Source organism: Streptomyces sp. NPDC008001, from assembly GCF_042958085.1.
GTDB lineage: Bacteria > Actinomycetota > Actinomycetes > Streptomycetales > Streptomycetaceae > Streptomyces.
On record NZ_JBIBIZ010000001.1, the window covers coordinates 879,290 to 902,305 of the forward strand.

A 23,016-nucleotide genomic window follows, 5' to 3' on the forward strand; every position below is an offset into this window, starting at 1 on the left:
GAACTCCCTTCCGCCGGGCCGCGGGAGGCGCGCCGGCGTGCGGGCCGGCGGCGGCGCCCGCTTCCCTGCGTGAGAGGTGCACGTCCCGGTCAACTCCCGTACAGGGTGGGCGATGTCACCCGCCCGGCGCGGGCACCTCCTGCGCTTTCACCCGTGCGGGTGAGTCCTGGAGTGCTCAGGATTGATTCCCTCCGGCGAGTGAAGAATCGGGTGGGGACATCAACGGAGGCCGGTCGAGACGTGGGCGCGGCCGCTCCGGTCGCCGCTTTCCTTGCTCGAACCGGAACTCGGGTCGTCGAGGAGAGGGGTGGTCGTGGGCGGGATGCGCGAGCAACGCGAGCAAAGGGCCGCCGAGGAGCGGGGCATCGCCATCGTGGGAGTCTCCTGCCGGTTCCCGGGCGGCGTCAACAGCCTGCCGGAGCTGTGGGAGGCCCTGGAAGGCGAGCGCGACCTGATCACGAGAGTGCCGCCGGACCGGTTCGACGCAGACCGGTTCGTCGACACCGCGACGCCGCGCCCGGGCATGAGTTACACCGCGGCCGGTGGCTTCCTGGATGACTTCGCCGGTTTCGACGCCGCTTACTTCGGCATCTCTCCCGCGGAAGCGCCGTACATCGATCCGCAGCACCGGTTGCTGCTGGAGCTGACCGCCGAGGCGCTCGACGACGCGGCCGTCGCCCCGGAACTGCTCGCCGGTACGGACACGGCCGTCTACATCGGCATCTCCGACAGTTCCTACCTCGCGGTGCAGGACCAGCGCGAGTTCGGCCCCCACACCATGACCGGTGTCGCCTCCTCCATCGCGGCCAACCGCATCTCCCACGCCTTCGACCTGCGCGGGCCCAGCATGGTGATCGACACCGCCTGTTCCTCGTCCCTGGTCGCCCTGGACCGGGCCTGCCGCACCCTCGCCGAGGGCACGAGCCGCACGGCGCTGTGCGGCGGCGCCAACCTCCTGCTCAGCCCCTGGAATTACGTGGGCTTCGCCCAGGCGTCCATGCTGTCCGCACGCGGCCGGTGCGCCGCCTTCTCCGCCCACGCCGACGGATTCGTCCGGGCCGAAGGCGGTGCGGTGCTGCTCCTCAAGCCCCTGGCCGACGCCCTCGCCGCCGGCGACCGGATCCACGGGGTGATCCTGGGCACCGGCACCAACTGCGACGGCCGCACCCCGGGCCTGGCCCTGCCCAGCGCCGAGGCCCAGGAGGATCTGCTCGGCCGCGTCCATGCGGAGGCGGGGGTCCGCCCCGACGAGCTCTCCTACTTCGAGGCCCACGGCACCGGCACCCCCGTCGGTGACCCGGTCGAGGCCACCGCGATCGGCCGGGCACTGGGAATGCGCCGGATCACCGGCGAGTTGCCGATCGGCTCCGTCAAGACCAACCTGGGCCACCTGGAGCCCGCCTCCGGCATGGCGGGGCTGTGCAAGGCCCTGCTGGTCCTGCGTCACCGCACGGTGCCCGTCTCGCTGCACGCCCAGCCCCTCAACCCCGGCATCGACTTCGCCGCCCTGGGTCTGCGCCCGGCCACCGAGAAGCTCGCCCTGCCCCCGGGCGAACGCCCGGTCGCCGCAGTCAACTCCTTCGGCTTCGGCGGCGCCAACGCCCACGTCGTCGTCGCAGCCGACCGGCCGCGACACACGCCGCCCCCGGCACGCCGGCCCCGGGCGGAGCTACCGGTCATCGTCACCGCGCGGTCCGGCACGGCACTCAAACAGGCGGCCCAAGCGCTCGCACGGCACCTGGAAGGGATCGCGCCCCACGAGTTCCCCCACGCGGTCGGCACCGCCTGGCGCCGCGGCCGGCACGAACACCGTGCCGTGGTGCTGGCCGGCACCGCCCTCGACGCCGCCCGGCGGCTGTCCGAGCTCGCCGCCGACCCCCCGCCCGGCACGCAGCACGACAGCACCGGATCCGCCGAGCGCCCCGCCCCCGCCGGCGCGCCGGGAGCCGTCGCCCGGGCCGTCGGCCGCGGGAGGACGGCGTTCGTCTACTCCGGCAACGGATCGCAGTGGGAAGGCATGGGAGCCGGCCTCTACACACACGACCCGGTGTTCCGGGCCGCCGTGGACGAACTCGACGCCTGCCTGCTGCCCCACCTGGGCTGGTCGGTCGCCACGGCCCTGACCGCACCGCCGGACACCTGGCGCCTGAACGCCACGGAACGGGCCCAGCCACTGCTGTTCGCCGTCCAGACCGGCATCACGGCCGTCCTGCGCGAGCGCGGCATCACCCCCTCCGCAGTCCTCGGGCACAGCGTCGGCGAAGTCGCCGCCGCCCACACGGCCGGGGCCCTGGACACCGCGGCCGCCGCCCGCGTCATCGCCGCCCGCTCCGCCGCCCAGGCACCGTTCGCCGGCAGCGGACGCATGGCAGCGGTCGGCCTCGGCGCGGACGACGCGGCCGACGCCGTCGCCGCGTACGCCGGGGAACTGGAGATCGCCGGCGTCAACAGCCCCCGGGACGTCACCATCGCCGGGCCGGCCGACTCCGTGCGCGCCTTCGGCGAGGAGATGAGCCGGAAGGGGATCTTCTTCCGCGAACTGGACCTGGACTACGCCTTCCACAGTGCCGCCATGGCCGGCTGCGAACACCCCCTCGCCCACGCCCTGCAAGGGCTGAGCGCGGACAACGCCACCATCCCGTTCTACTCCACCGTCACCGGCACCCAGCTGCGCGGCGACGAACTGGACGCCGCCTACTGGTGGTACAACGTCCGCAGGCCCGTCCGCTTCGCCGATGCGGTGACCCTGGCACGCGAGGACGGCGCCGACGTCTTCCTCGAAATCGGGCCCCACCCGGTCCTCGGCACCTACCTGCGCAGGTGCCTGAGCGACGGCGGCCGCGAACACGTCGCCGTCCTGCCCACCCTGCGCCGCCACCAGGACGGACCGCACACCCTGGCGACGGCCGTCGCCACGCTGCTCGCCACCGGGGCCGCCGCCGACACCAGCCGCCTCCTGCCCTCCGGCACCCGCGTCACCGACCTGCCCGCCTACCCCTGGCAGCGGCAACACCACTGGATCGGCACACCGCAGTCGTGGCAGCGCACGTCCGGCAACGGACTGCTGGAACACCCGCTGCTCGGCGAACGCATGCCCGCCCCCCACCCCACGTGGCACGGATCGCTCGAACCAACGGTGGCCCGGTGGCTGCCCGACCATCGCATCCGTGGATCCGTCGTGATGCCGGCCACCGGCTACGTGGACATGGTGCTGGCCGCCGGCCGCGCGGCCCTGGGCGGCACGTGCCTGGAGGCCGACCACGTCCTCATCACCAGCGGCCTGGCCATCCCCTGGCCGGACGCCTCCGCGGTGCAGCTGCAGCTGGCGCTGCGACCCGAGGACGGCACCGTCACCATCACCAGCACCCACCTGCACAACCCCACCCCACGGCCCCACGTCACCGCCCGCGTCCGTACCCTCACCGCGCCCCGCCCGGCCCCCGTGGACCTCGCCGGGATCCGCGACCGTTGCCCCCGGCTCGTCGACGCCGCCGACTACTACCGTGCCGGCCCGGCCCGGGGCCTGGACTACGGGCCCGCCTTCCAGGTCCTCGCCGGCCTCCGCCAGGGAACCGGGGAGATCCTGGCGACCTACCACCACGAAGCCCCGGGCACGCCGTACGTCGTCCACCCCGCAGTACTGGACGGCGCCCTGCAGGCCGGCACCCAACTGCTCGCGGAGCGGCTCGAAGCGGGCCAGGCCTACCTGCCGTCGAGCATCGCGAGCGTCCGAGTGTGGCGGACGCCGGCCCCCACCGGCTCGGTGTGGGTCCGTGAACGCTCCCGCACCGAAGACGAGGTCCGCTGGGACCTCACCCTCACCGACGAGGACGGCAACGTCAGCGTGCGCGTCGAAGGCTGCCGCCTGCGCCGCCCCACCATGGCCCTGGGCACCCCCGTCACCCTGCACGAAACCGTGCTGCGCGCCGTGCCCCTTGCCGGAGATCCCTGCACGTCACCGCTGCCGCCTCTGACCGCGCCGCGAGAGCTCGTGGCCGCGGCCGGGCCCCGGATCACCGCGGCGAGAGGGAAGGCCGGGGAACCCCCGGGCCGAGCCGACGCCCTGGCCGCGCTCAAGGAGTTCGCCGCACGGCATCACACCCGCGCCCTGGCCGCGCTGCTGCAGGCCCCTGACGCTCCCTTCGCCCCGGACGACCTGCCCGGAGACGACGAAATGCCGGCCGGCCACCGTGCCTGGCGCCTGCAGATGCTCGACCTCATGCGGCGACACCGGACCGTCACCGCACTCGGCGACGGCCGCTGGCAACTGACCTCCCCCGGCGACCCCACGGAAGCGGCACGCCGCTGCCTGGCCGCCGATCCCTCCCTCGGTGCCGCCCTCGCGCTGGCGGCCTCGGCGGACCGGCACTGGAGCGGCACCAGAGATCCGGCGCCGGCCACCGCCCCCACTCCCGTGGCCGACTCCCTCCCCGGCCTCGGAGCCGGATACCGGACCGCCCGCCTCCTGCTGTCGGAACTGGTCCGGCGATGGCCGGCCGACCGGCCCCTGCGCGTGCTCGAGGCCGGAGCCCCCACCGGTGCGCTGACCGCCGCCCTGCTGCCCGTCCTGCCCCCGGAACGCACCCGCTACCGCGTCACGGGCGTCCCGCCGTCCGCACTGCCGGCCGTCCAGGCCCGCTTCACCGCCTACGACTTCGTCTCCTTCCATGCCGCGGCCGCGGAGGGGGACGGGAACGCGGGCGTGGATGCGGGTGTGGATGCGGGCGGCGACGCCGCCGACCGGGAAGCCGCCGGGGAACGCTTCGACCTCGTGGTGGCGGACGGCCCGGACATGCTGCCGGCCCCCGCCGCAGTGCTGCGCCGGGCAGCCACCCTGCTGGCCCCGGGCGGCCTGCTGCTGACGGTGGTCTCGCACGACCGCGACCTGCGGGCATCGCTCCACGGCCCGGCGGAGCACGCCGACGCCTCGCCCGACGCCCCACCCGATGACACCGGCACGCCGGACGGCTCGCCTCCGGACCGGGCCTGGGCCGCCCTGCTCCGGCAGTGCGGCTTCACGGAGGTCACCCGGGCGCAGGACGGCGAACCCGAGGCGCACGGCGGACACTCCGTCCTGCTGGCCGCCACCGACGCCACCGACGTTGGGGACACCGCCACCCCGCTGCCGTCGCCCGCCGTCCCCGTCGCCCCCGGCTTCCTGGTGCTGACGGACGACGACCCCGCGGAGGGCCCCCTCGTGCGCCGTCTCGCCGCGGCACTCGCCGAACGGGGATGCGCCCCGGTCCGCACCGGCCGAATCTGCGGTACCGCCGATGACTGGCGGGCCCTGCTCGATGCCGCCCGGCCATCCGGCCCGGACGGCGACACGACGGCTCTCCACGTCGTGCTGGTACCCGGCCGCACACGCGGTGCCGGCCCACGGGCCGGCACCGAACGGGCCGCCCGCGGCATCGCCGCCCTCGGAGCCCTCGCCGCGGCCCAGGAACACCGTTCCACCGGCCCGGAGGTCCTGCTGCGGCTGGTCACCCATCCGCACGATGCCGTTCCCCTCGCCGGGACACCGGCGACCACGGACCCCGCGGCGGCCGCTCTGTGGGGAGCCGCCCGGACGCTGGCCAATGAACACCCGCAGATGCGCTGCCGGCGGACCGTACACGTCCGCACCGGAGACGCGGCCGCCGACGCACGCCGGCTCGCCGCGGAGTTGCTGCCGCCCGGCGGTGAGGACGACGAGGACGAGGTCGTCCTCACCCCGTCCGGCCGGTTCGCCCCCCGCGAGCGGCCGTACACGCCCGGCCGGCGGCTGCCGGTGGGGACCACACCCTTCGGCCTGCAGGTCCGCGACACCGGACTGTCCTACCGGCTGTCCTGGACGGAGATCGAACCACCCCGCCCGGGGCCCGGCGAGGTGGCGCTGGAGGTCCGCGCCGTCGGCCTCAACTACCGCGACATCATGCAAAGCTCCGGCCTGCTGCCGACCGAGTTCATCGAGGGCACCTTCTCGGAACGCGGACCGGGCATCGAATGCTCGGGCGTCGTCACCGCGTGCGGCCCCGGTGTGACCGCCTTCCGGCCGGGGGACCGGGTGATGGGCACCGGCCCCGCCGCGCTGGCCACCCACTGCGTCCTCAAGGCCGACTTCGTCCAGTCGCTGCCCGACCGCACGACCTTCGGCGGAGGCGCCGCCTCGGTGATCGCTTCCCTGACCGTCTCCTACGGTCTGGGCCGGCTGGCCGGGCTGCGGGCGGGGGAGACCGTGCTCGTTCACGGTGCGGCCGGGGCCGTGGGGCTGGCCGCCCTGCGCTACACCGAGATCAAGGCAGCGCGTCTGATCGCCACCGCGGGCAGCGAACGCAAGAGGTCCTTCCTGCGGGCCCTGGGCGTCGAGCACGTCCTGGACTCCCGGAGCCTGGACTTCGCCGACCAGGTGCGCGACCTCACCGGCGGCCGCGGCGTGGACGTCGTCCTCAACTCCCTCGCCGGGGAGGCCATGCACCGGAGCATGGAACTGCTGCGTCCCGGTGGCCGCTTCATCGAGCTGGGCAAACGCGACATCTACGAGAACAAGCCCCTTCCGCTGCGCCTGTTCCGCAACAACGTCGCCTTCTTCACCATGGACGTCTCCGAGCTCGTCAACGACCTCGGGACGTACCGCCAAGTGGTCGAGGACCTGTCGGCCGAGTACGCGTCGGAATTCCCCGGCCTGCCCCACACGCCCTTCCCGGCCGCCCGCGTGGAGGAGGCGTTCCGGCTGCTGCAGCACTCCCGGCACATCGGCAAGGTCGTCATCACCTTCGACCCGCTCGACGAACCCCCTCTCGTCGAGCCGGCCCCCTGCCCACCCGCGCCGGACCCGCGAGGAACGTACCTGGTCACCGGCGGCACCGGCGGCTTCGGAGCCGCGACGGCGCGATGGCTCGCGGACCGGGGGGCGCGCCACATCGCGCTGGTCAGCCGACGCGGCCCGGAAGCACCGGAGGCGGCCGCGGTACTCGCCGACCTGGCCGGGCGCGGCGCCGAGGCCACCGCGCACGCCGCCGACGTCACCGACCTCAAGGCCATGCGTCGCCTGGTCCGGGCCATCGACCGCACCGGCTTCCCGCTGCGCGGCGTGGTGCACGCGGCCATGTGCCTCGACGACGCCCAGCTCACCGAGCTCGACGAGGACAGGATCGCCGCCGTGCTGGCTCCCAAGACGACCGGAGCGGCCGTCCTCGACATCCTGACCCGGGACCGAGACTGCGACCTCTTCCTGCTCCACTCCTCCGCGACTACCACACTGGGCAACCTCGCCCAGGCCCCCTACGTCGCCGGGAACCTGGTCCTCGAAGCCCTGGCCCGGGAGCGGCGCCGGCGGAACCGGGCCGGACAGGCCGTCGCCTGGGGAGCCATCGCCGACACCGGATACGTGGCCCGCAACGACCTGACCGGCAACCTCGCCTCCCTCGGCATCGAAACCCTCACCCCCCGCGAGGCGTTCGCCGCCGCCGGCGGCCTGCCGGGCACCCCCGACGCAGTGGGTATCGGACGCTACCGCTGGCCCCGCGTGGCCGCCCTGCTGCCCGCAGCCACCGCTCCCCGCCTGCGCGGCCTCGTCCCCGCCGACGCGGGCGACGACGTCCGCACCCGCGAGGACTTCCTCGGCGAACTCAGCCGGCTGCCCGCCGACGCCGCACTCCAACGCCTCGTCACGGAACTGACCGCCCTGATCGCCGGCACCCTGCACATCAGCCCCGACGACCTCGACCCTCACACCCGCCTCGACGCCTACGGCATGGACTCCCTCCTCGGCACCCAGCTCCTGGCCGCCCTCCAGCAGCGCTTCGACGTCCGCATCCCGCCCATGGAACTCCTCGGATCCGGCGCCACCATCACCGGCTTCGCCCAACAGGTCCATCAACGCCTCGGCCTAGGCCAAGACGCCACTCCCACGACCGAAACCCTGCTGCCGGCCGACGAGCAGGGACCGCCGCAAGCGCAGACGACGCAACCGAACGGGCCATGACCCGGCTCACCGAGGACCAAGGTCGCCGCTGCCGCTCGCCGCGTCGCTACGGCCTTTCGCCGCTCAGCCGAGGGACGTGGGGAGCGATGCTCCCTCGGGAGCCGGGTGTTCCGGGCGCGCGTTTTGCCATGCTGCCGCCAGTTCCGCGGGGAAGCGGCGGTTGCTGCGGGTGAGTACCACGCCCGGCGTGAGTTCGACCTCGTCTCCGGGGCCGAACCGCCGGTCCTGCCGGGGGGACAGCCGGCGCCAGGGGCCGGGCCGGCCGTGGCGGTCGGTCGTGCGCATGCGCGTGCCGTAGGTGCTCACATCGTGGACGAGGAGGATGCCGCCGTCGGCCGAGACGACGACGTGCTCACGGCTGATCCGCGCGGCGACGGCCGGTGAGAGCAGGCCGTACAGCGCGATACCGCCGGCGGGTTGGCGGCCGACACCGGTCCGGGACCCCTCCTCCACCGTGTAGCGGCCCTTGCACTTGCCGTCCACCATGACTTTGAGCTGGGCCATGGCCGGGCGGCGGCCCGCGTCCGCCAGGGAGAGGGAGTGGAGCTCGCAGGTCGGTACGCCGTTGTGCATGCGTGGGAGCAGCACCCGTCCGCCACGGGCGTCGTAGGCGGAGCAGCGTGGTTCCGGGCAGCGCCAGAACCGGTTGACCACCTCGGTCAGTGGCTGGTCCGACCGCTTCAGCAGCCCTTGCTTCTTGAACGCCGCCAGCTCGTCGGCGCGCGAGATCTCGCCCTCCGTGCAGACACCCATGACGCGAGGGATCAGCCGCACCGTGCCGGAGGGGCCGGCCACCGGTTTGAGGAACCGGTCGGTGTTTCCCTGAACCCAGGGGTACTCGCGCCGGTGGGCGGTGAAGCGGTCGCCGGTGACGGCCCGGGTGCGGGCCGCACCGGTCATTTCCATCAGCTCCAGGATGCGCTGATCGGCGTCACCGACCTGCTCCACGAGACCCTCACCGATCCAGCGGCGCAGAACGGTCACCTCCGCACGATCGGCGAACTCGCCGACCGGGCCGAGCAGGCTCCGGTCGGCCACGGGGTAGACCTGGACACCAGGGTCTCCGGTGAGGCGCGCCAATGCCTCGACGGCCAGGCGGAACCGGTGCAGGGATCGGGCTGCCGGGCCGCCGAGGCGGCGGTCGCGGACGACGTTGGACAGGTCTACGAGGAACCCGGCCTGATCAGCCGCACCCGGCAAATTGTGCTCCATCAGTCCTCCGATCGTCCGCACAACAGGGTTTTCGGTCACTTCGGCCCGGCCGCGTCGCTAGCATCGCACCCCTCAGCTCACCGAGGAGGGGATTCGCATCAACAGCACAGGAACTCAGAGCTACTTGAGACCGCTTCGGACGGACGACCCGCCCGAGGTCGCCGGCTACCGGCTCCTGGCCCGCATCGGCGAGGGCGGCATGGGGTCGGTGTTCCTCTCCCGCACCCGGGGGAACCAGCCGGTCGCGCTCAAAGTGATCCGCGGCGAGTTCGCGGAAGAGGAGGAGTACCGCCTGCGCTTCCAGCAGGAGGTGCGCGCCGCCCGCCAGGTGCGCGGCTATCACGTCGTACCGGTCGTCGACCACGACACCACCGGGGAACGGCCCTGGCTGGCCAGTACGTACATTCCGGGATTACCGCTGCACACCGCGCTCGAGACCTTCGGGCCGCTGCCGGTACCGGTGGTCCTCCAGCTCGTCGGTTGCGTGGCGGAGGCCTTGCGCGCCGTGCACGCCGCCGGAATCATCCATCGTGACCTCAAGCCCAGCAACGTCCTGCTCGGCTCCGAAGGCCCCTGGGTGATCGACTTCGGCATCGCCCAGGCCGCCGACTGCACTCAGCTCACCCGCAGCGGCAAGGTGGTCGGCACTCCGCAGTACATGTCTCCCGAGCAGGTCGCGGGGCTTGCCCTGACGCCGGCCGCCGACGTGTTCTCCCTCGGGCTGCTCGCGGCCGTCGCCGCCACGGGCGACCATCCCTTCGGCGAGGGGCAGGCCACGGCCGTGGCCCACCGGATCGGCAACGCCGCAATCCGCCCGCCCGACCTCAGCCGCTACCCCGCCGAGCTCCGCTCGGTGCTCGACCGCTGCCTGGCCGCCGAGCCCGGGGACCGTCCGGCTCCTGCCGAACTGGCCGCCCTGTGCGAGAAGGCCTGCGGGCACGGACTGCGCGACTTCGACGGCTGGCTCCCCGCTCCCCTCGCCGCCGAGACGGCCCGCAGGGAACAGGCGGTACGGGAGCTCCCCGACGTCCCGGTCGTGCCGGCACAACACACCTATGGGTCGTCCCTCGGCCCGGACGCTCCCACGCATCCGCCGCAGTCATACGGTTCGTCGCCCGGCCGGTGGACCGGTACCGGCCCGGAGCCCGGCTCCCGGCCGGCCACCGGGCCGGGCGCCTCGCCGGACACCACGCCCGCGGGGCCTTCCGCCGCACGGCACCGCCGCAAGTTCTTGCTCGCTGCGGTCGCCATGGCCGCCGTCACGGGGCTGAGCGTGGCCCTGTACGCGTGGCCGGGTGGCGGCAGCCCGAGCCATCAGGCGCAGCAGCCCCCGGTAACCAGCCGCACTCCGGCATCCGCCCCACCGTCGCAAGCCGTCTCCCCGGCGCCACCCTCCGCGGGAGCCGTCCCGGCCACTGCGCAGGCCCCGGCCGCCCCCGTCTTCTCGGCCAGACCGCTGACGCTCCGCCCGCCGAGCGGCAACACCCTCTTCGCCGACTTCGACATCCCGCAGACCACGACCGACAACTCCAGGACAGCCGGCGTGACCGAACTGCGGTACGACAACGTGGAAGGGGCGGCTGCCGACGTCTACCAAAGCCTGCACTTCGTCACGCCCACGGGCGTCAGCAGTGGCACGACCTACCAGGAGTGCCTGGCCGGCGCCCAGACCAATGTCCTGCCGACGGACATCGCCAAGAAGGACCTGATCGACCACACCACCCTTCACGAGGGCATGGTGCTGTGCACGCTCACCACGGAGCACAACCTGGCCATGCTCGAGATCAAGAAGGTCACCGGCCAGAACGACATGCCCGAGTTCGACACTCTCCTCACCCTTTGGAGGACGCGCAGCTGACGGGCGCGGCGCGGGACGGCTCCCGGGAGTCCGCGGCTCCCGGTCCGCGGGGGGGCACAGGGCTGGACGGGCCCGGGATCAGCGCACGAACTTCCAGGTGATGCCGTTGACCACGCCCCGGTCGAGCGGTGCCAGCTTCTGGAAGGCCGGCCGGCCGAGGTCGATGTGGGTGCGGTCGCACGAGAGGCACTTGTCCCTGACCGGCACCCTGATGGTCTTGCCGTTGTAGCTGACCTCGACCCATATGCCCTTGCAGAGAGGGTCGTTGTTGGGATTGGCGGAGGTCCACCACGAGGGCGAGACCGCGACCAGGTCCTGGGAACTCGCGTCGATGGCTGTCCCGCAGGCGCCGAATCCCTTGTCGGTGTAGTACGTCATCTTTCCGTTCACCGGCCGGCCGATCGGAACGTCGGCGGCCGCCGGTCCCGCGGCGACGGCAATTCCGGTGGCCGCGGCGGCCAGGACGACGGCCGCGGAGCGCGCAGCTCTGCTTCCACGCATGCTCTCTCCTCGTTCAGGGGTAATGGCGGGCGGGTGTGCTCCAGCGGGCCCGTGGAGCGAGCGCCCCGGTAACCGGCATCGCGGAGCCGTCACGGCTCGCCGGTGAGGAAGTCGAAGGACAGCGGCATTTCTTCGGCGCGTGTCCGACTTCGGGTCCATGAGTGCCATGCGGCACGATGCCGGCGCAAGTCCCTGAAGCGACAGTTGTCCGGAACCGTATGCCAAATGCACCTTGTTCGGCCGCCCGCGATGCATGTCGTTGACAACGAAGTTGAAGGGTTATTCACTGCGCAAGAGTGACCGGCCGCACCGTCTTCGGCCGGTCCTGTCGCGTTTCGAGCAAGCGAGTGTCACCCAGCGATCCGACCCCGCAGGAGCCGCCGTGAGAAGAAACCGCTTCGTCACCTTGCTGCTGGCCGTACTGGCTCTGGTCGGTGCGGCCCTCCTCGTGCCGTCCGGCACGGCGAGTGCCGCCGGCCCGTGCGACAACGCGCCCAACTGGACGGGCGGCACCTGGTATCCGGCGGGCACGGTCGTCCGGTACACGGACGGCAAGTACTACGTCGCCGAGCACGACAATCCCGGCTACGACCCGGTCATCAGCACGTGGTACTGGGACCCGTACACCTGTCAGGGGGGCGGGAACCCGGGGGCCGGGAAGTTCCCCGTGACGCAGTCCCAGTTCCAGCAGATGTTCCCGGGCCGGAACGCCTTCTACACGTACGACGGGCTGATCGCGGCCCTGGCCGCGTACCCGGGGTTCGCCAACACCGGCAGTGACCAGGTCAAGCGGCAGGAGGCCGCGGCCTTCCTGGCCAACGTCGACCACGAGACCGGCGGTCTGGTCCACATCGTGGAGCAGAACACGGCCAACTATCCCCACTACTGCGACCGGAACCAGCCCTACGGGTGCCCGGCCGGCCAGGCCGCCTATTACGGCCGCGGTCCGCTCCAGCTCAGCTGGAACTTCAACTACAAGGCGGCGGGCGACGCCCTCGGAATCAACCTGCTGAACAACCCGTCGCTCGTCCAGACCGATGCGGCCGTCTCCTGGAAGACCGCCCTGTGGTACTGGAACACCCAGCGCGGCCCCGGCACCATGACGCCGCACGACGCGATGGTGGGCGGCCGGGGATTCGGGGAGACCATCCGCAGCATCAACGGCGCCGTGGAGTGCAACGGCCGCAACCCCGCCCAGGTGCAGAGCCGGGTGAACAGCTACCAGCGATTCGCCCAGCTGCTGGGTGTCGCTCCGGGTGGCAACCTCTACTGCTGAGCCCCGGTATAAGGACGCCCGGGAACGGCGAGGTCTGGTGGCCACTTCCCGGTTGAGTGTAACTCCCCGGCAGCGGCTAGGCTTTGGCTGTTCTTGGGAAGGGGCGCTGATGGGCACCAGGTTTATCGAGGTAGACGAATCGCGGCAAAGCGAGCCGGGCGTGCGGAAGGGGGGCAGGACATTGACGGTGGGAGACCAGTCCGTCACCCATGAGACATGGGTGAAGGTCGAATCTTACGACGACCTCGATCCGACCGTGACCGAGGACGTCCACCTGCACACGTTCGCAGTCCCGGGTATGGAAGTGCGGGTCGGGGCCGCGAAGGACGACGAGGACGGGAGCAGCGATTTCGAAACCAGGCTGGTCCCCTCCGTCCAGTATTACCAGATCGAGCTCGGCCCCGACTCGCTGAATAAGCTCCACGACGCGCTCAAGCCCTTCATCGCGGCCGCGCAGGAATGCGAGCCGCCGAAGGGCCGAAAGATACGCTCCAAATAGCCCGCAATGCCCCCTCCGCGAGGGGGCATTGTCGTCGGTCCGCATTGTCGTCGGTCCGCATTGTCGTCGGTCCGAAACCGCGTCGGCTACTGGTGCTGCGGGCGCCATTCGAAGAGCAGGATGGTCGCGTCGTCCCGCAGCCGGTTGCGCTGGTAGTCGAGGATGGCGTGGATGAGCAGCCGCAGCACCTCGGCCGGGCGCTGGCCGGCAGCGGAGGAGCGGATGATGAAGTCGGTGAACCGGTCGAGGCCGAACTCCGCACCGTCCGCGTCGCGGGCCTCCACGACGCCGTCGGTGTAGAGCAGCACGCAGTCGCCCGGTTCCAGTGTCGTCTCGTGGACCTGCCGGGCTGCCGGAACGAGTTGGCCGGCCAGACCGAGCGGCGGTTGCGGAGGGCTGTCCAGCACCCCGCCGAGCACCCGCTCGTCCCGGATCAGCAGCGGCGGGGGATGACCGCAGTTGATCCAGCGCAGCACCCCGGTGACCGCGTCGAGCCGGCACAGCACGCCGGTGCAGAAGTGGTCGGGCAGCCACTGGGCGAGCGCCTGGTCCACGGACCCGACGACGTCGGCCAGGTCGCCACCGCCGCGACGGGCGTTTCGCGCCGCCGCCATCGCGACCGACGTGGTCAGGCCGGAGACCAGGTCGTGACCCATGGAGTCGAGGATCATGGTGTGCAGTATGTCCTTGACCACCGAGTGGTCGAAGGCGTCGCCGGCGACGTCGTACGCCGGCTCCAGGACCGCCGTCGAGACGCACCTCCTGCTGCCGATGGTGTGGGACGGCAGGAAGGCCCGCAGCATCTCGGTGGGCAACCGCATGGTCGCGGTGCGGGCGCGGGCAGCGAGCCAGTCGCTGTAGGCGCGCTTGGAGGTGATCAGCATGGCGAACAGAAAAGCCAGCATCCGGCTGCGGCGCATCCGCACCCCGTCGAGCGAAGGGGTCCGTACCGCCAGCACGCCCAGCCGCTCCGCACCGTCGACCATGGGCATCCAGACGATCACGTCGTCGCCCGCATCGGCCACTCGCGGAGTGACCGTGCGGTACGCCCAGCCGGCCAGCGAACGGTCCACCGGCAGCGGCTCCAAGGCCTCGTCGAGCGGGATCAGCAGCTGCTGCTGCAGGTCGACGAGGTAGAGCAGCGCAGAGTCCAGGCCGAGGGCCGAGGCGCACCGGTTCGCGAGGACGGGCAATTCGAACGGCAGGGCCGTTTGCGCCTCGACGATCAGCTCTTCCAGCAGGTTCTCGTCGACGGCGGTGTCGGGCCCCGCGGACGCATGCGATGGGTCCGGCACGGGGATCACCCCTTCCGCTCCCAGTCTCACACCGATCCCGGCCGCTCTCATGTCGGCACGCTCGTGTCACATGCCGGGCAACGTCGCGTGTCACGTCGGCCGCGTTCGCGTCTCGTGCCGGGCTCGCTCGCGCGGGTGCGGCCGCGTGCTCAGATCCCGTGGGTGTTGCCCGACGCTGCCAGCATGAGCTCCCTGACGCGGTCCAGGTACTTCGGAACGCCCGCCGCGGCCTGCTGGGTGTCCGGCATGCTGATCACGAGGTCGGCCCGGTCGGGGAACCAGTTCAGCCACAGCGACACGCCGCCGGCGTTGTCCGGGCCGGTCAGGACCGTCGCGTTCGCGCCGGGGTAGTCGCGGGCGCCCGGCGCGGACCGTCCGTCCACGTACGACGCCATGGGAGGGATGCCGGGAAGGCCGCCGTCTCCGTCCTCGAGAAGCAGCTGAAGTGCCCGGTGCAGCGGCACGTCGTATCCTTCGCGGGCCCGCTGGAAGCCCTGCTGCGCGACGGGGATCGCGTCGGCGAGGGCGGGCGAGCCGGAAAGCCGGTAGGACAACGGCACGAGGTTGACGAGCCAGCCGTGCACGCGGAGCAGCCGGGGATATGACCTGGTCGACACGGCGGTCAGTACGCGGTAGACGTCGTTTCCGGTGAACTCCCACTGTGCCACGGCCAGCGCGGCGAAGAAGCCCGCGCCGAGCCCGCCGCCGTGCCGGGCGCAGTAGGCGCGGAACGCGCGTGCCTCGTCTCCGGTGAACACCGGATACTCGAGCCGGGTGGCGGGCAGCAGTTCGCCGGAGTCGTTGCCCAGCTCGACGGGGAAGGCGGGGAAGCCGCCGTCCTTCGCGGCCAGGAACTCCGACCAGGCGGCGAGCTCGGGCGCGGTTCTCGTCAGTGATGCGGAGCGTTGCCGTTCGCGGCGGTTGTGGTCCAGGTAGCCGGGTGCCGGAGGCAGGTCGACCGGGGTGCCGGTGCGGGCCGCGTGGTAGCGGGCGCGGAGTTCGTGGAAGAGCAACGCCAGGGAGTGGCCGTCGGTGTAGGCGTGGTCGATCGCGAAGTACACGGTGGACGCCGTGTCGCGCCGGATCACTCCCGCCAGGAGTCCCAGACCACTCACCGAGGTCTGCTCGTCGATCCGCCGGTGCACGTAGGCGCGCAGGTCGGCCGAGCCGGCGAAGTCGCCCACGCGCGCCGGGCGCATCGTGAGGGAACCGGGAGGTATGCGGAACCCCCTCAGCTCCTCGGCCTCAGGCTCGTACCAGGTGTGGAACGCCTCGTGCCGGCGGACGAACCCTTGCCACGCCTGGGCGAGTGCGTCGGGATCGGCCCGGCCCTCCAGGTCGAACGTCATGGCCACCCACGGCGACTGGCGTCGTCCGGCGGCGCGGTGGGCGGCCGCCAGGCGCAGGTGGGCCTCTTGGAAGTGTGATGCGGGAACGTCGTGCGGTACGGGTGCCTGGTCGGCGACCGGTGCGAACTCGACCACTTCGCCCGGCTCGGGTCGCCAGTCGAGGATCTGGGTCATGCGCACAGCGGGGTCTCCTTCTCCATGGGGTACCGGCTCCTCGGGGAACGGGTGGTCAGGCGGGCGCGGGCAAGGCTTCGGCCCGGTGGCCATCGGCGGCGCGGGTGGCGGTGTGCGCGGCGGCCCGGACGAAGCGTTCGACGTTGGCGCGCGCCACGGCCGTGTCGGGGAAGCGCACAGACAAGTGCACGCCGCGGTCGCTTCGGGTCAGCCACACGTACACCTCGGCCGGGCCGTGGATCCGGCTGCGCAACATCGTGTCCCCCGGCTGGGGCGGGGTGCCCGGCACACGGCGCACGTCGAGGTAGGACACGACGAACCGGGGGTGGATCTCCCGGCGCAGCATCCGGCTGATGTGGGGGAGTGAACTCCCCGGCCCCGGCGCTCGGCGGCGCAGTTCGGCGGCGGCGAGGGCGACGGTGCCCGCGAAGTCCGCCCCGGGATCCGCCGGGATCCGCACCGGGTGCAGGCCGACGAACCAGCCCGGTGCCGAACGCCACATCCCGGGCCGGGCGTTGGCGAGGCTGATCACGGACAGGTGCCGCTCGCCCGACACCCCCGCCGCGGCGAGCGCGAGGCAGGCGAGGAGACCGGCGGCGGTCGTGCCTCCGGCCGCGCGCGACGCGGCGGCGAACCCGGCCGCCGCCCGCCCGTCGAGCAGCCAGCGGTAGGCGCTGCGCTGCGTGTCCGGCACCTCGGAGGCGCCGAGGGGCAGCGGAAAGGCGGGCGTGCCGCCGCGGGTGTCGCCGAGCAGCGTCCGCCAGGGGGCCGTGTGCTCGGGCCCCGCAGGCAGCCGGCGGATCAGGTTCCGTTCCTCGGCCCCGAAGTCCAGGTAGGTCGGACCGGCCGGGTCCTCGGCGCGCCCTTCCAGGGCGTCCCGGATCTGCCCCGGGATCATGGCGAGCGTGTAGCCGTCCATGACGCCGTGGTCCGCCCCGGCGAACACCGTCGTCCCGTCCGCGCCGTGGACGGTCGCGAAGACCACGTGCGGCCAGCCGAGGGGCCGGGCGTTCCGGTCGAAGAAGGCCTCGATCTGCCGCCGGACCGAGGCGCCGTCGGCGAAGACGCCGACGTCCTCCTGCCGCAGCGTGACGGCGCACGCGGGGAGCGTACGGCGCAGGCAGCGCCCGGGGGCCGGTACCAGGCTGCTCCGCAGGTGCTCGTGTCCGCGGAGCCAGGCCGAGAGCGCGGCTCCGGTCCGGCGCCGGCCGGCCCGCCCCACCGCGAACGACACCCCGATCCAGGCCGGGGCCACGTGCCCCGGTCCCCGGGCGGCCGCCGCACGCACGTGGTGTTCGTGGACGAGCGCGGGCGTCCGCGGGTCGTCCACCCAGGCCGAGGCCGGGGCGGACGGTGTCCAGAACACCAGCCGGCCGGAGGGAACCGCGCTCCCGCCCAATTCTGTGAATTCCAACGTCTTACCGGCCCGGCCGTATATGACGTCGGTCTCTCGGCACCAGCACGATTCTCTCCTCGATAAATTTCCGATGCGACCTGCGGGAAGCTATCCGGAGGCGATGAAAGAAAAATGAAGGAGCGGGTTTCCGCTGATCACGAAGCCGGTGCGGCCGGTACGGGGGACATCTCCCTTGTTGCTCGTCAAACGCACTGCTAGCGTCTGCCCCCGTCATTCGATCCGCACCGCGCCATTTCTTTGACCGGCCGACGGAGGCCCATTCATGAATGCACGAGCAGACACCGGATCCGTCCGCTTCACGGATGAAGCGCAATCGTACGAAATGCAATCGCGCGAAGCGCGGCCAATCGAAGTGCCACCATTCGAAGCGCAACCCTCCTCGGATTACGCCGCGTTGCGCCGTGACCCGGAATACGCCGAGCTGAACCGCGCACTCCTGGACCTGGTTCCCGTCGGCTCCGCGCCGGCCGTGCTCGACCTGGGGTGCGGGGACGGGGCCGTCAGCGAGCGCCTGCTGTCGCGGGACGCGGCCATGTCCCTGGTCGGCGTCGACCCCGACCCGGCCCTGGTCGAGGCGGCGCGGGCCCGGCTCGGCGACCGGGCCCGGTTCGCCGAGGGCGACGCGGCCTCCGTGTCGCGGCTGTTCCCCCCGGACTCCTTCGGCGTCGTCGTACTGGCCAACTGCATCCACCTCGTCCCGGACCTCGCCGAGGCGCTCGACGCGATCGGGCAGGTCCTCGCCGAGGGCGGACGCCTGGTATTCAACTCGGCGTTCTACTCGGGCGCCGAATCCCCGGCCGACCTGCCGCTGTACGCCGAGCTGGTCGGCACGGCCCGGAGCACCGCCCGCAGGCGCGGGCTCCCGCTGACCCGGTCGGCGGCCGGGCGGCCTTCGGGGCTGCGCAGGACCGCCGGGGACTACCGGGCCGCCCTTGCGGCGGCCGGTTTCACCGGCACCGTCACCACCGAGCGGGAGTTCACCCTCGGCCCGCGCTTCCTCACCGCATTGTGCTCGACCCCGATGTTCGCCACCGCCGCGCTGCCCGGAGTCGACCGGCACACCGCCGCGGAACTGCTCACCGAAACGATGCAAGAACTGTACGAGCGCGCTCCGTTCACCATCACGCGGCGCTGCGCGTACTTCTCCGCGACCCGGGCGTGAAACACCCCCCGGGGCGTGAAACACACCCCCGAGCGTGAAACACCCTCCGGGCGTGAAACACACCACGAAAGGAATCGTCATGACCGAGGTATGGAACGTGGTCAGCCGGGCCATCACCGAAATCCGGCCGGACCTGGACGAAGCCGGGACGGCCGTCACCCGCGACTCCGCGCTGTTCTACGCCGCTGACCCCGACCAGCCGGTGCTCGGCCTCGACTCCATGGAGGCGCTGGAGCTCATCACCGTCCTGGAGCGCGAATTCGGGGTCGAGCTGGCGGACAGCGGCATCCGGATCGCCGACCTCCGCACGGTCGGCGACGTGGTCGACGCGATGGCGGGAGCGCTGTGACACCGGCGGTGCGCCACCGCGTGCTGGTGACCGGCATCGGCGTCGAGTCGTGCGCGGGCGGAACACCGGACGAGTTGTGGGACGCCCTCGCCGCGGGGCGTCCCGCGATCTCGCCACTGGAGCTCGAACAGCCCCTGCCCTGCCAGGTCGCCGGCGTGATCCGCGGGTTCGACCCCCGTGAGCACATGTCCGTCCAGCAGGTCCGCCGCACCTCCCGCTTCCAGCAACTCCTGTTCGCCGCGGCGATGAAAGCGCGGGAGGACGCACGGCTGCGCACGGCGCCGGGGGCCTTGTACGTAGGCACCGGTGGCGGCGGCCTCGACGAGACAGCGCGGCTCGTGACCGTGCTGAACCGGAGCGGGTGGCAGCGGATGGACCGGCTCGGGATGCTCCGGCTGCTCCCCAACCAGGCCGCCGGGCTCGTCGCCCAGGAACTGGGCATCACGGGCCCGGTGCTCACCCTCTCCACCGCCTGCGCGGCCTCGACGGACGCCATCGGAGCGGGCCTGCGCGCGGTGCGCGACGGCATCGCCGACGTGGTCCTCGTCGGCGGCGTGGAGAGCTGGCTGGACATACCCGCCCTGGCGTCGTTCCGCCTGCTGGACACGCTCTCCCAGCGGCCCGCGGCGGAGGCGGCGGTCGCGTCCCGGCCGTTCGACCGCGACCGCGACGGCATGGTGCCGGCCGAGGGCGCCGCCGTGCTCGTACTGGAGTCCGAGCGGTCCGCGCTGCGCCGCGGCGCCACCGTGCACGGCGAGGTGCTCGGCGCCGCGTCCACCTGCGACGCCCACCACCCCGTGGCGCCGCGGGCGGACGGAGCGGTGGCGGCCAGGACGATCGAGCTGGCCTGTGCCGACGCCGGCCTCGACACCGCCGCGGTGGATCTGGTGAGCGCGCACGGCACCTCGACACCGCTCAACGACCGGGCCGAGACCGCGGCCGTCAAGCGGGCGTTCGGCGCTCACGCGCGCCACGTCGCCATCACAGCGCCCAAGTCGGTCATCGGGCACGCGTGCGGCGCGAGCGGGATCCTGGAGAGCGTCGGGGTGCTGCGTGCCATCCGGGAGAAGTACGTGCCTCCCACCGCGAACCTGGAGCACCCCGACCCCGACTGCGACCTGGACTACACCCCGGTCGTGGGCCGCCCCGCCGCGATCGACGTCGCCGTCAAGCAGAACTTCGGATTCGGCGGCCACAACTCGGCGGTGGTGTTCGGCGCCGCGTGACGGGGCTGCCGGGTGGTCCGCCGGGTGGTGCTGTGTGACGGTCCTGTGTGACGGAACGTCGTCATGGGGGCGTGGCACCGCCCGGCCCGGTGGACCGCCGGGTGGCGCCACGCGACCGGTACCTACGGGCGAGGTGGTCCTGAAGGCGGGCGTGGCGGAACTGGTAGACCGCACCGGCCTGCCGGAGCACGCCCCGCCGGTAGGCGTCCTCGAGGAAGGCGACGACGGACCAGGGCAGCCGCCCCGTCAGCGGCAGCCAGATCCGGGAGAGCACGACCCACTGACCCCAGGCGGTGAGGGTGAGGGCGTAACCGAGGGCGCAGCCGAGCCCGCTGATGAGGCCGAGCTTGAGCGAGGACCCGGGACTCCACACGAGCGGCCCCAGGAACAGCGACATGGGCGGGACCGCCAGCGCGGAGCCGAGGCCGGCCAGAAGCCCGAAGGCGGGTACCCAGACGAGGAACTGGGCGATGACCGTCCGGCGGTTCGTCCGCAGCAGGCCGGCCGGATTGACGGCGGACCCGATGTCGAGAGGGGTCTCGAGGAGCGTGAGGAGGCCCAGGGTGGGGCCGCCCGCCAGCGTGAACACGAACCCGAAGAACGCGGCGTCGGAAAGGCCGAAGTACAGCACGGACAAGGGTCCGGTGCCCCACAGGAGGCCCTTGAGCACCCCGTGCTCGAATCCGTAGCCGACGCCGAAGACGAGCCCGCAGAGCAACCCCAGCACGACGCGGGCGCCCGTTCTCCGGCCGGGCGTGCCGGCTCCGCCGAACATCTTCATGCGCACTCCGGAGGGTGCCACCGCCGTGTTCCTGCCCGCGACCAGGAACCAGTAGGAGAGCGCGCTGATGACCCCGGCGAGGAATCCCGTCGTCAGCCCTTCCGCGATCTGGAAGCTGAGGGTGTCGAAGAGGGTGCCGACGACGCAGTCGACGACGCCGACGACCAGGCAGGTCACCAGCGCGGTCACCAGGGTGCGGGTGGGGCGGCGCAGCCCTGAGCCCAGTCGCCACCACTCCAGGTCGGGGGTGTCGAGCCGGGTCAGGTGGTGGGCGAGGTAGCCGAGCCAGTACCGGGCGCGCTCCGGGGCGAAGCCGTGGTGCGGAGCGCTGTCCGGGCGGTGCCCCGGCCGGAGGCGGTAGGCGGTGGTGGTGAAGTTCTCGAGGAGGTGGTCCTCCAACTCCTCGGCGCTGCCGAACCGGCGGGTGTCCAGGAGGGCGGCCGGGTCACGGCCCGGGGCGTCGCTGTAGACGGCGCGGGCGAGCGTGACCATCAGCGGGGTGGTCAGCACCTCGGCGAGCTGGTCGCCGCCCCGGCTTCTCGGCTGCTCGCGCAGCGCGCCGAGCACGGGGTCCCAGGCGGTCGTCGCGGCGTCGCCGCCGCGGGACTTGCGCGTGGTGCGCGGCAGATAGTCGGCCAGATCGTCCAGGGTGAGGTCCGTCAGCTCCACCGCGGCGGCGGACGTGAGCACGTCGGTCTCCGCCACGGCGGTGGTGTACTCGGCCGGACGGCTGGTCAGCAGCAGCGGGAGCGTGGTGGCGTTGAGCGCCTCCATCGCAGGGCGGTGCAGTCCTCCGGCGATCTCGTCGAAGCCGTCGAGCACGGGGAGCACCCGGCCGGCCTCGACCAGCGCGGCGGCCAGGCTCCGGCCGCCGGGCGCCGCACCGGCGAGACCGGGATGGTCGCGGATCAGCTGGGCGGTCAGCCAGTCCCGGAACGTGATGGCGGTGGGGTCCCAGGTGCCGATGCTGAAGATCACCGGTACGGGATCGGTGCGGGTCCGCGACGCGATGTGGTCCAGGACGAACCGCGTGGTGAGGATCGACTTCCCGGAACCGGGCCGGCCCAGCACCACCAGCCGGCCGGAGGGGATCCGCCGGTACACCTCCACGATGCCGTCCAGCCGCCCGCCGAGGTCCAGCGGACCGTGCGTGCCCCGCATGCCTCCGGCGGGCAGGCGCCGGATGTTGGCCCAGTGGTCGGTCAGCTCTTCGGGGACGGCCCGCCAGCGCAGGGGCAGCGGGTACGGGTCGTGCACCTGCCGTTGTTCCTCCTCGCGGTGCCAGCGCGAGGCCACCGCGTGGGCGAGCTGCTCGGAGACGTCGGCCAGGGCGCCGTGCAGGGCTGAGGGAGGGTGACCCACGGCCGGTTGGAAAGAAGGAGGGTGGCCGGGGGCCGATTGGTCGGAGGGAGGGTGGCCGGGAGCCGGCTGCCCGGTGGCGGGATCGGTGAGGCCGGGCTGTTCGTCCGGCCGGTCTTCCGGCCGTTCGCCGGGCCGGGCCGCGGATCCGGGCCGGGCTGTGGACCCGGGTTGGGCCGTGGATCCCGGCTGGGCCGTGGACCCGGGCCGGTCCGTGGACCCGGGCCGGCGAACGGCGGCGGCCAGAAGCTCCTCGCGCTCCGCCGGGGCCAGCCCGAGCGCCTCGGCCAACAGCCGCACCGTGGCCACCCGGGGGTCGGCGCGCTCACCCGTCTCCAGCCCGCGGATGGTGCGCACCCCCACCCCGGCACGCTCCGCCAAGGCCTCCTGCGTCATTCCCGCCTTGCGGCGCAACTGCCGTAACAGCGTGCTGAACTCACTGGCCACCGGTCACGGCCTCCCCCTCGTACATGTGTTTCCCCAGGTGACGGACTCTAGCGCGGCCACCGGCCGCAAACGGCCGGTCCCGTGGCCTGTCCGTTCTCCGGCCCGGGGACCAGCGTCAGCGGTGATCCGCCGCGGACAGCGGCCC

Annotated in this window: 13 protein-coding genes; 7 read left to right on the plus strand and 6 right to left on the minus strand. The window is 72.6% G+C overall.

Going from position 1 to position 23,016, the window contains the following annotated elements; all coding sequences use genetic code 11:
• The first annotated feature begins 322 nt into the window (after positions 1–322).
• Positions 323–7,966, plus strand: a complete 7,644-nt coding sequence (locus ACFZCD_RS03405; RefSeq protein WP_391827947.1) for an SDR family NAD(P)-dependent oxidoreductase — start codon at positions 323–325, stop codon at positions 7,964–7,966.
• Positions 7,967–8,029: 63 nt separating this feature from the next.
• On the opposite strand, the gene ACFZCD_RS03410 is transcribed toward ACFZCD_RS03405, so the two are convergent.
• A complete protein-coding gene (locus ACFZCD_RS03410; protein ID WP_391827368.1) occupies positions 8,030–9,178 on the minus strand; it encodes an FHA domain-containing protein in 1,149 nt (382 codons plus the stop codon).
• 124 nt (positions 9,179–9,302) lie between these two features.
• On the opposite strand from ACFZCD_RS03410, the gene ACFZCD_RS03415 reads away from it, so the two are divergent.
• On the plus strand, positions 9,303–11,036 hold the full coding sequence (locus ACFZCD_RS03415) for a protein kinase (protein WP_391827369.1): 1,734 nt from the start codon (positions 9,303–9,305) through the stop codon (positions 11,034–11,036).
• Positions 11,037–11,114: 78 nt separating this feature from the next.
• On the opposite strand, the gene ACFZCD_RS03420 is transcribed toward ACFZCD_RS03415, so the two are convergent.
• Positions 11,115–11,537: a cysteine/serine endopeptidase inhibitor gene (locus ACFZCD_RS03420; RefSeq protein ID WP_391827371.1), complete on the minus strand. Its 423-nt coding sequence runs from the start codon at positions 11,535–11,537 to the stop codon at positions 11,115–11,117.
• A gap of 382 nt (positions 11,538–11,919) precedes the next feature.
• Here ACFZCD_RS03420 and ACFZCD_RS03425 point away from each other — a divergent pair, with 382 nt between their 5' ends.
• Complete coding sequence (locus ACFZCD_RS03425; RefSeq protein ID WP_391827373.1) at positions 11,920–12,813, plus strand: glycoside hydrolase family 19 protein; 894 nt, start codon at positions 11,920–11,922, stop codon at positions 12,811–12,813.
• Between the two features lie 109 nt (positions 12,814–12,922).
• Positions 12,923–13,312 (plus strand): hypothetical protein, encoded by a 390-nt coding sequence (locus ACFZCD_RS03430; protein WP_391827375.1) that lies wholly within the window; start codon positions 12,923–12,925, stop codon positions 13,310–13,312.
• Between the two features lie 86 nt (positions 13,313–13,398).
• Here the strand turns inward: ACFZCD_RS03430 and ACFZCD_RS03435 are convergent, their stop codons facing one another.
• The 3 genes from ACFZCD_RS03435 to ACFZCD_RS03445 form a co-directional block, all read right to left on the minus strand.
• Complete coding sequence (locus ACFZCD_RS03435; protein WP_391827377.1) at positions 13,399–14,658, minus strand: PP2C family protein-serine/threonine phosphatase; 1,260 nt, start codon at positions 14,656–14,658, stop codon at positions 13,399–13,401.
• Between the two features lie 98 nt (positions 14,659–14,756).
• Positions 14,757–16,130, minus strand: a complete 1,374-nt coding sequence (locus ACFZCD_RS03440) for a condensation domain-containing protein (protein WP_391827379.1) — start codon at positions 16,128–16,130, stop codon at positions 14,757–14,759.
• 55 nt (positions 16,131–16,185) lie between these two features.
• Entirely contained in the window at positions 16,186–17,496 is a 1,311-nt protein-coding gene (locus ACFZCD_RS03445) for a hypothetical protein (RefSeq protein ID WP_391827381.1), read from the minus strand.
• A gap of 445 nt (positions 17,497–17,941) precedes the next feature.
• On the opposite strand from ACFZCD_RS03445, the gene ACFZCD_RS03450 reads away from it, so the two are divergent.
• The 3 genes from ACFZCD_RS03450 to ACFZCD_RS03460 all read left to right on the plus strand — a co-directional run bounded on the left by ACFZCD_RS03450 (position 17,942) and on the right by ACFZCD_RS03460 (position 20,284).
• Positions 17,942–18,709, plus strand: a complete 768-nt coding sequence (locus ACFZCD_RS03450) for a class I SAM-dependent methyltransferase (protein ID WP_391827383.1) — start codon at positions 17,942–17,944, stop codon at positions 18,707–18,709.
• A gap of 79 nt (positions 18,710–18,788) precedes the next feature.
• Positions 18,789–19,058: a phosphopantetheine-binding protein gene (locus ACFZCD_RS03455; protein WP_391827385.1), complete on the plus strand. Its 270-nt coding sequence runs from the start codon at positions 18,789–18,791 to the stop codon at positions 19,056–19,058.
• Positions 19,055–20,284, plus strand: coding sequence for a beta-ketoacyl-[acyl-carrier-protein] synthase family protein (locus ACFZCD_RS03460; protein ID WP_391827387.1), 1,230 nt, complete (start codon positions 19,055–19,057; stop codon positions 20,282–20,284). The genes ACFZCD_RS03455 and ACFZCD_RS03460 overlap by 4 nt, the downstream gene beginning before the upstream one ends.
• A 61-nt stretch (positions 20,285–20,345) precedes the next feature.
• On the opposite strand, the gene ACFZCD_RS03465 is transcribed toward ACFZCD_RS03460, so the two are convergent.
• A complete protein-coding gene (locus ACFZCD_RS03465; protein ID WP_391827389.1) occupies positions 20,346–22,871 on the minus strand; it encodes a helix-turn-helix domain-containing protein in 2,526 nt (841 codons plus the stop codon).
• Between the last annotated feature and the right edge of the window lie 145 nt (positions 22,872–23,016).

Bases quoted from the DNA above. Each gene is read 5' to 3' on its own strand.
- ACFZCD_RS03405 (WP_391827947.1), top strand. From the start codon at position 323: ATGCGCGAGCAACGCGAGCAAAGGGCCGCCGAGGAGCGGGGCATCGCC.
- ACFZCD_RS03410 (WP_391827368.1), bottom strand. From the start codon at position 9,178: ATGGAGCACAATTTGCCGGGTGCGGCTGATCAGGCCGGGTTCCTCGTA.
- ACFZCD_RS03420 (WP_391827371.1), bottom strand. From the start codon at position 11,537: ATGCGTGGAAGCAGAGCTGCGCGCTCCGCGGCCGTCGTCCTGGCCGCC.
- ACFZCD_RS03430 (WP_391827375.1), top strand. From the start codon at position 12,923: ATGGGCACCAGGTTTATCGAGGTAGACGAATCGCGGCAAAGCGAGCCG.
- ACFZCD_RS03435 (WP_391827377.1), bottom strand. From the start codon at position 14,658: ATGAGAGCGGCCGGGATCGGTGTGAGACTGGGAGCGGAAGGGGTGATC.
- ACFZCD_RS03440 (WP_391827379.1), bottom strand. From the start codon at position 16,130: ATGACCCAGATCCTCGACTGGCGACCCGAGCCGGGCGAAGTGGTCGAG.
- ACFZCD_RS03455 (WP_391827385.1), top strand. From the start codon at position 18,789: ATGACCGAGGTATGGAACGTGGTCAGCCGGGCCATCACCGAAATCCGG.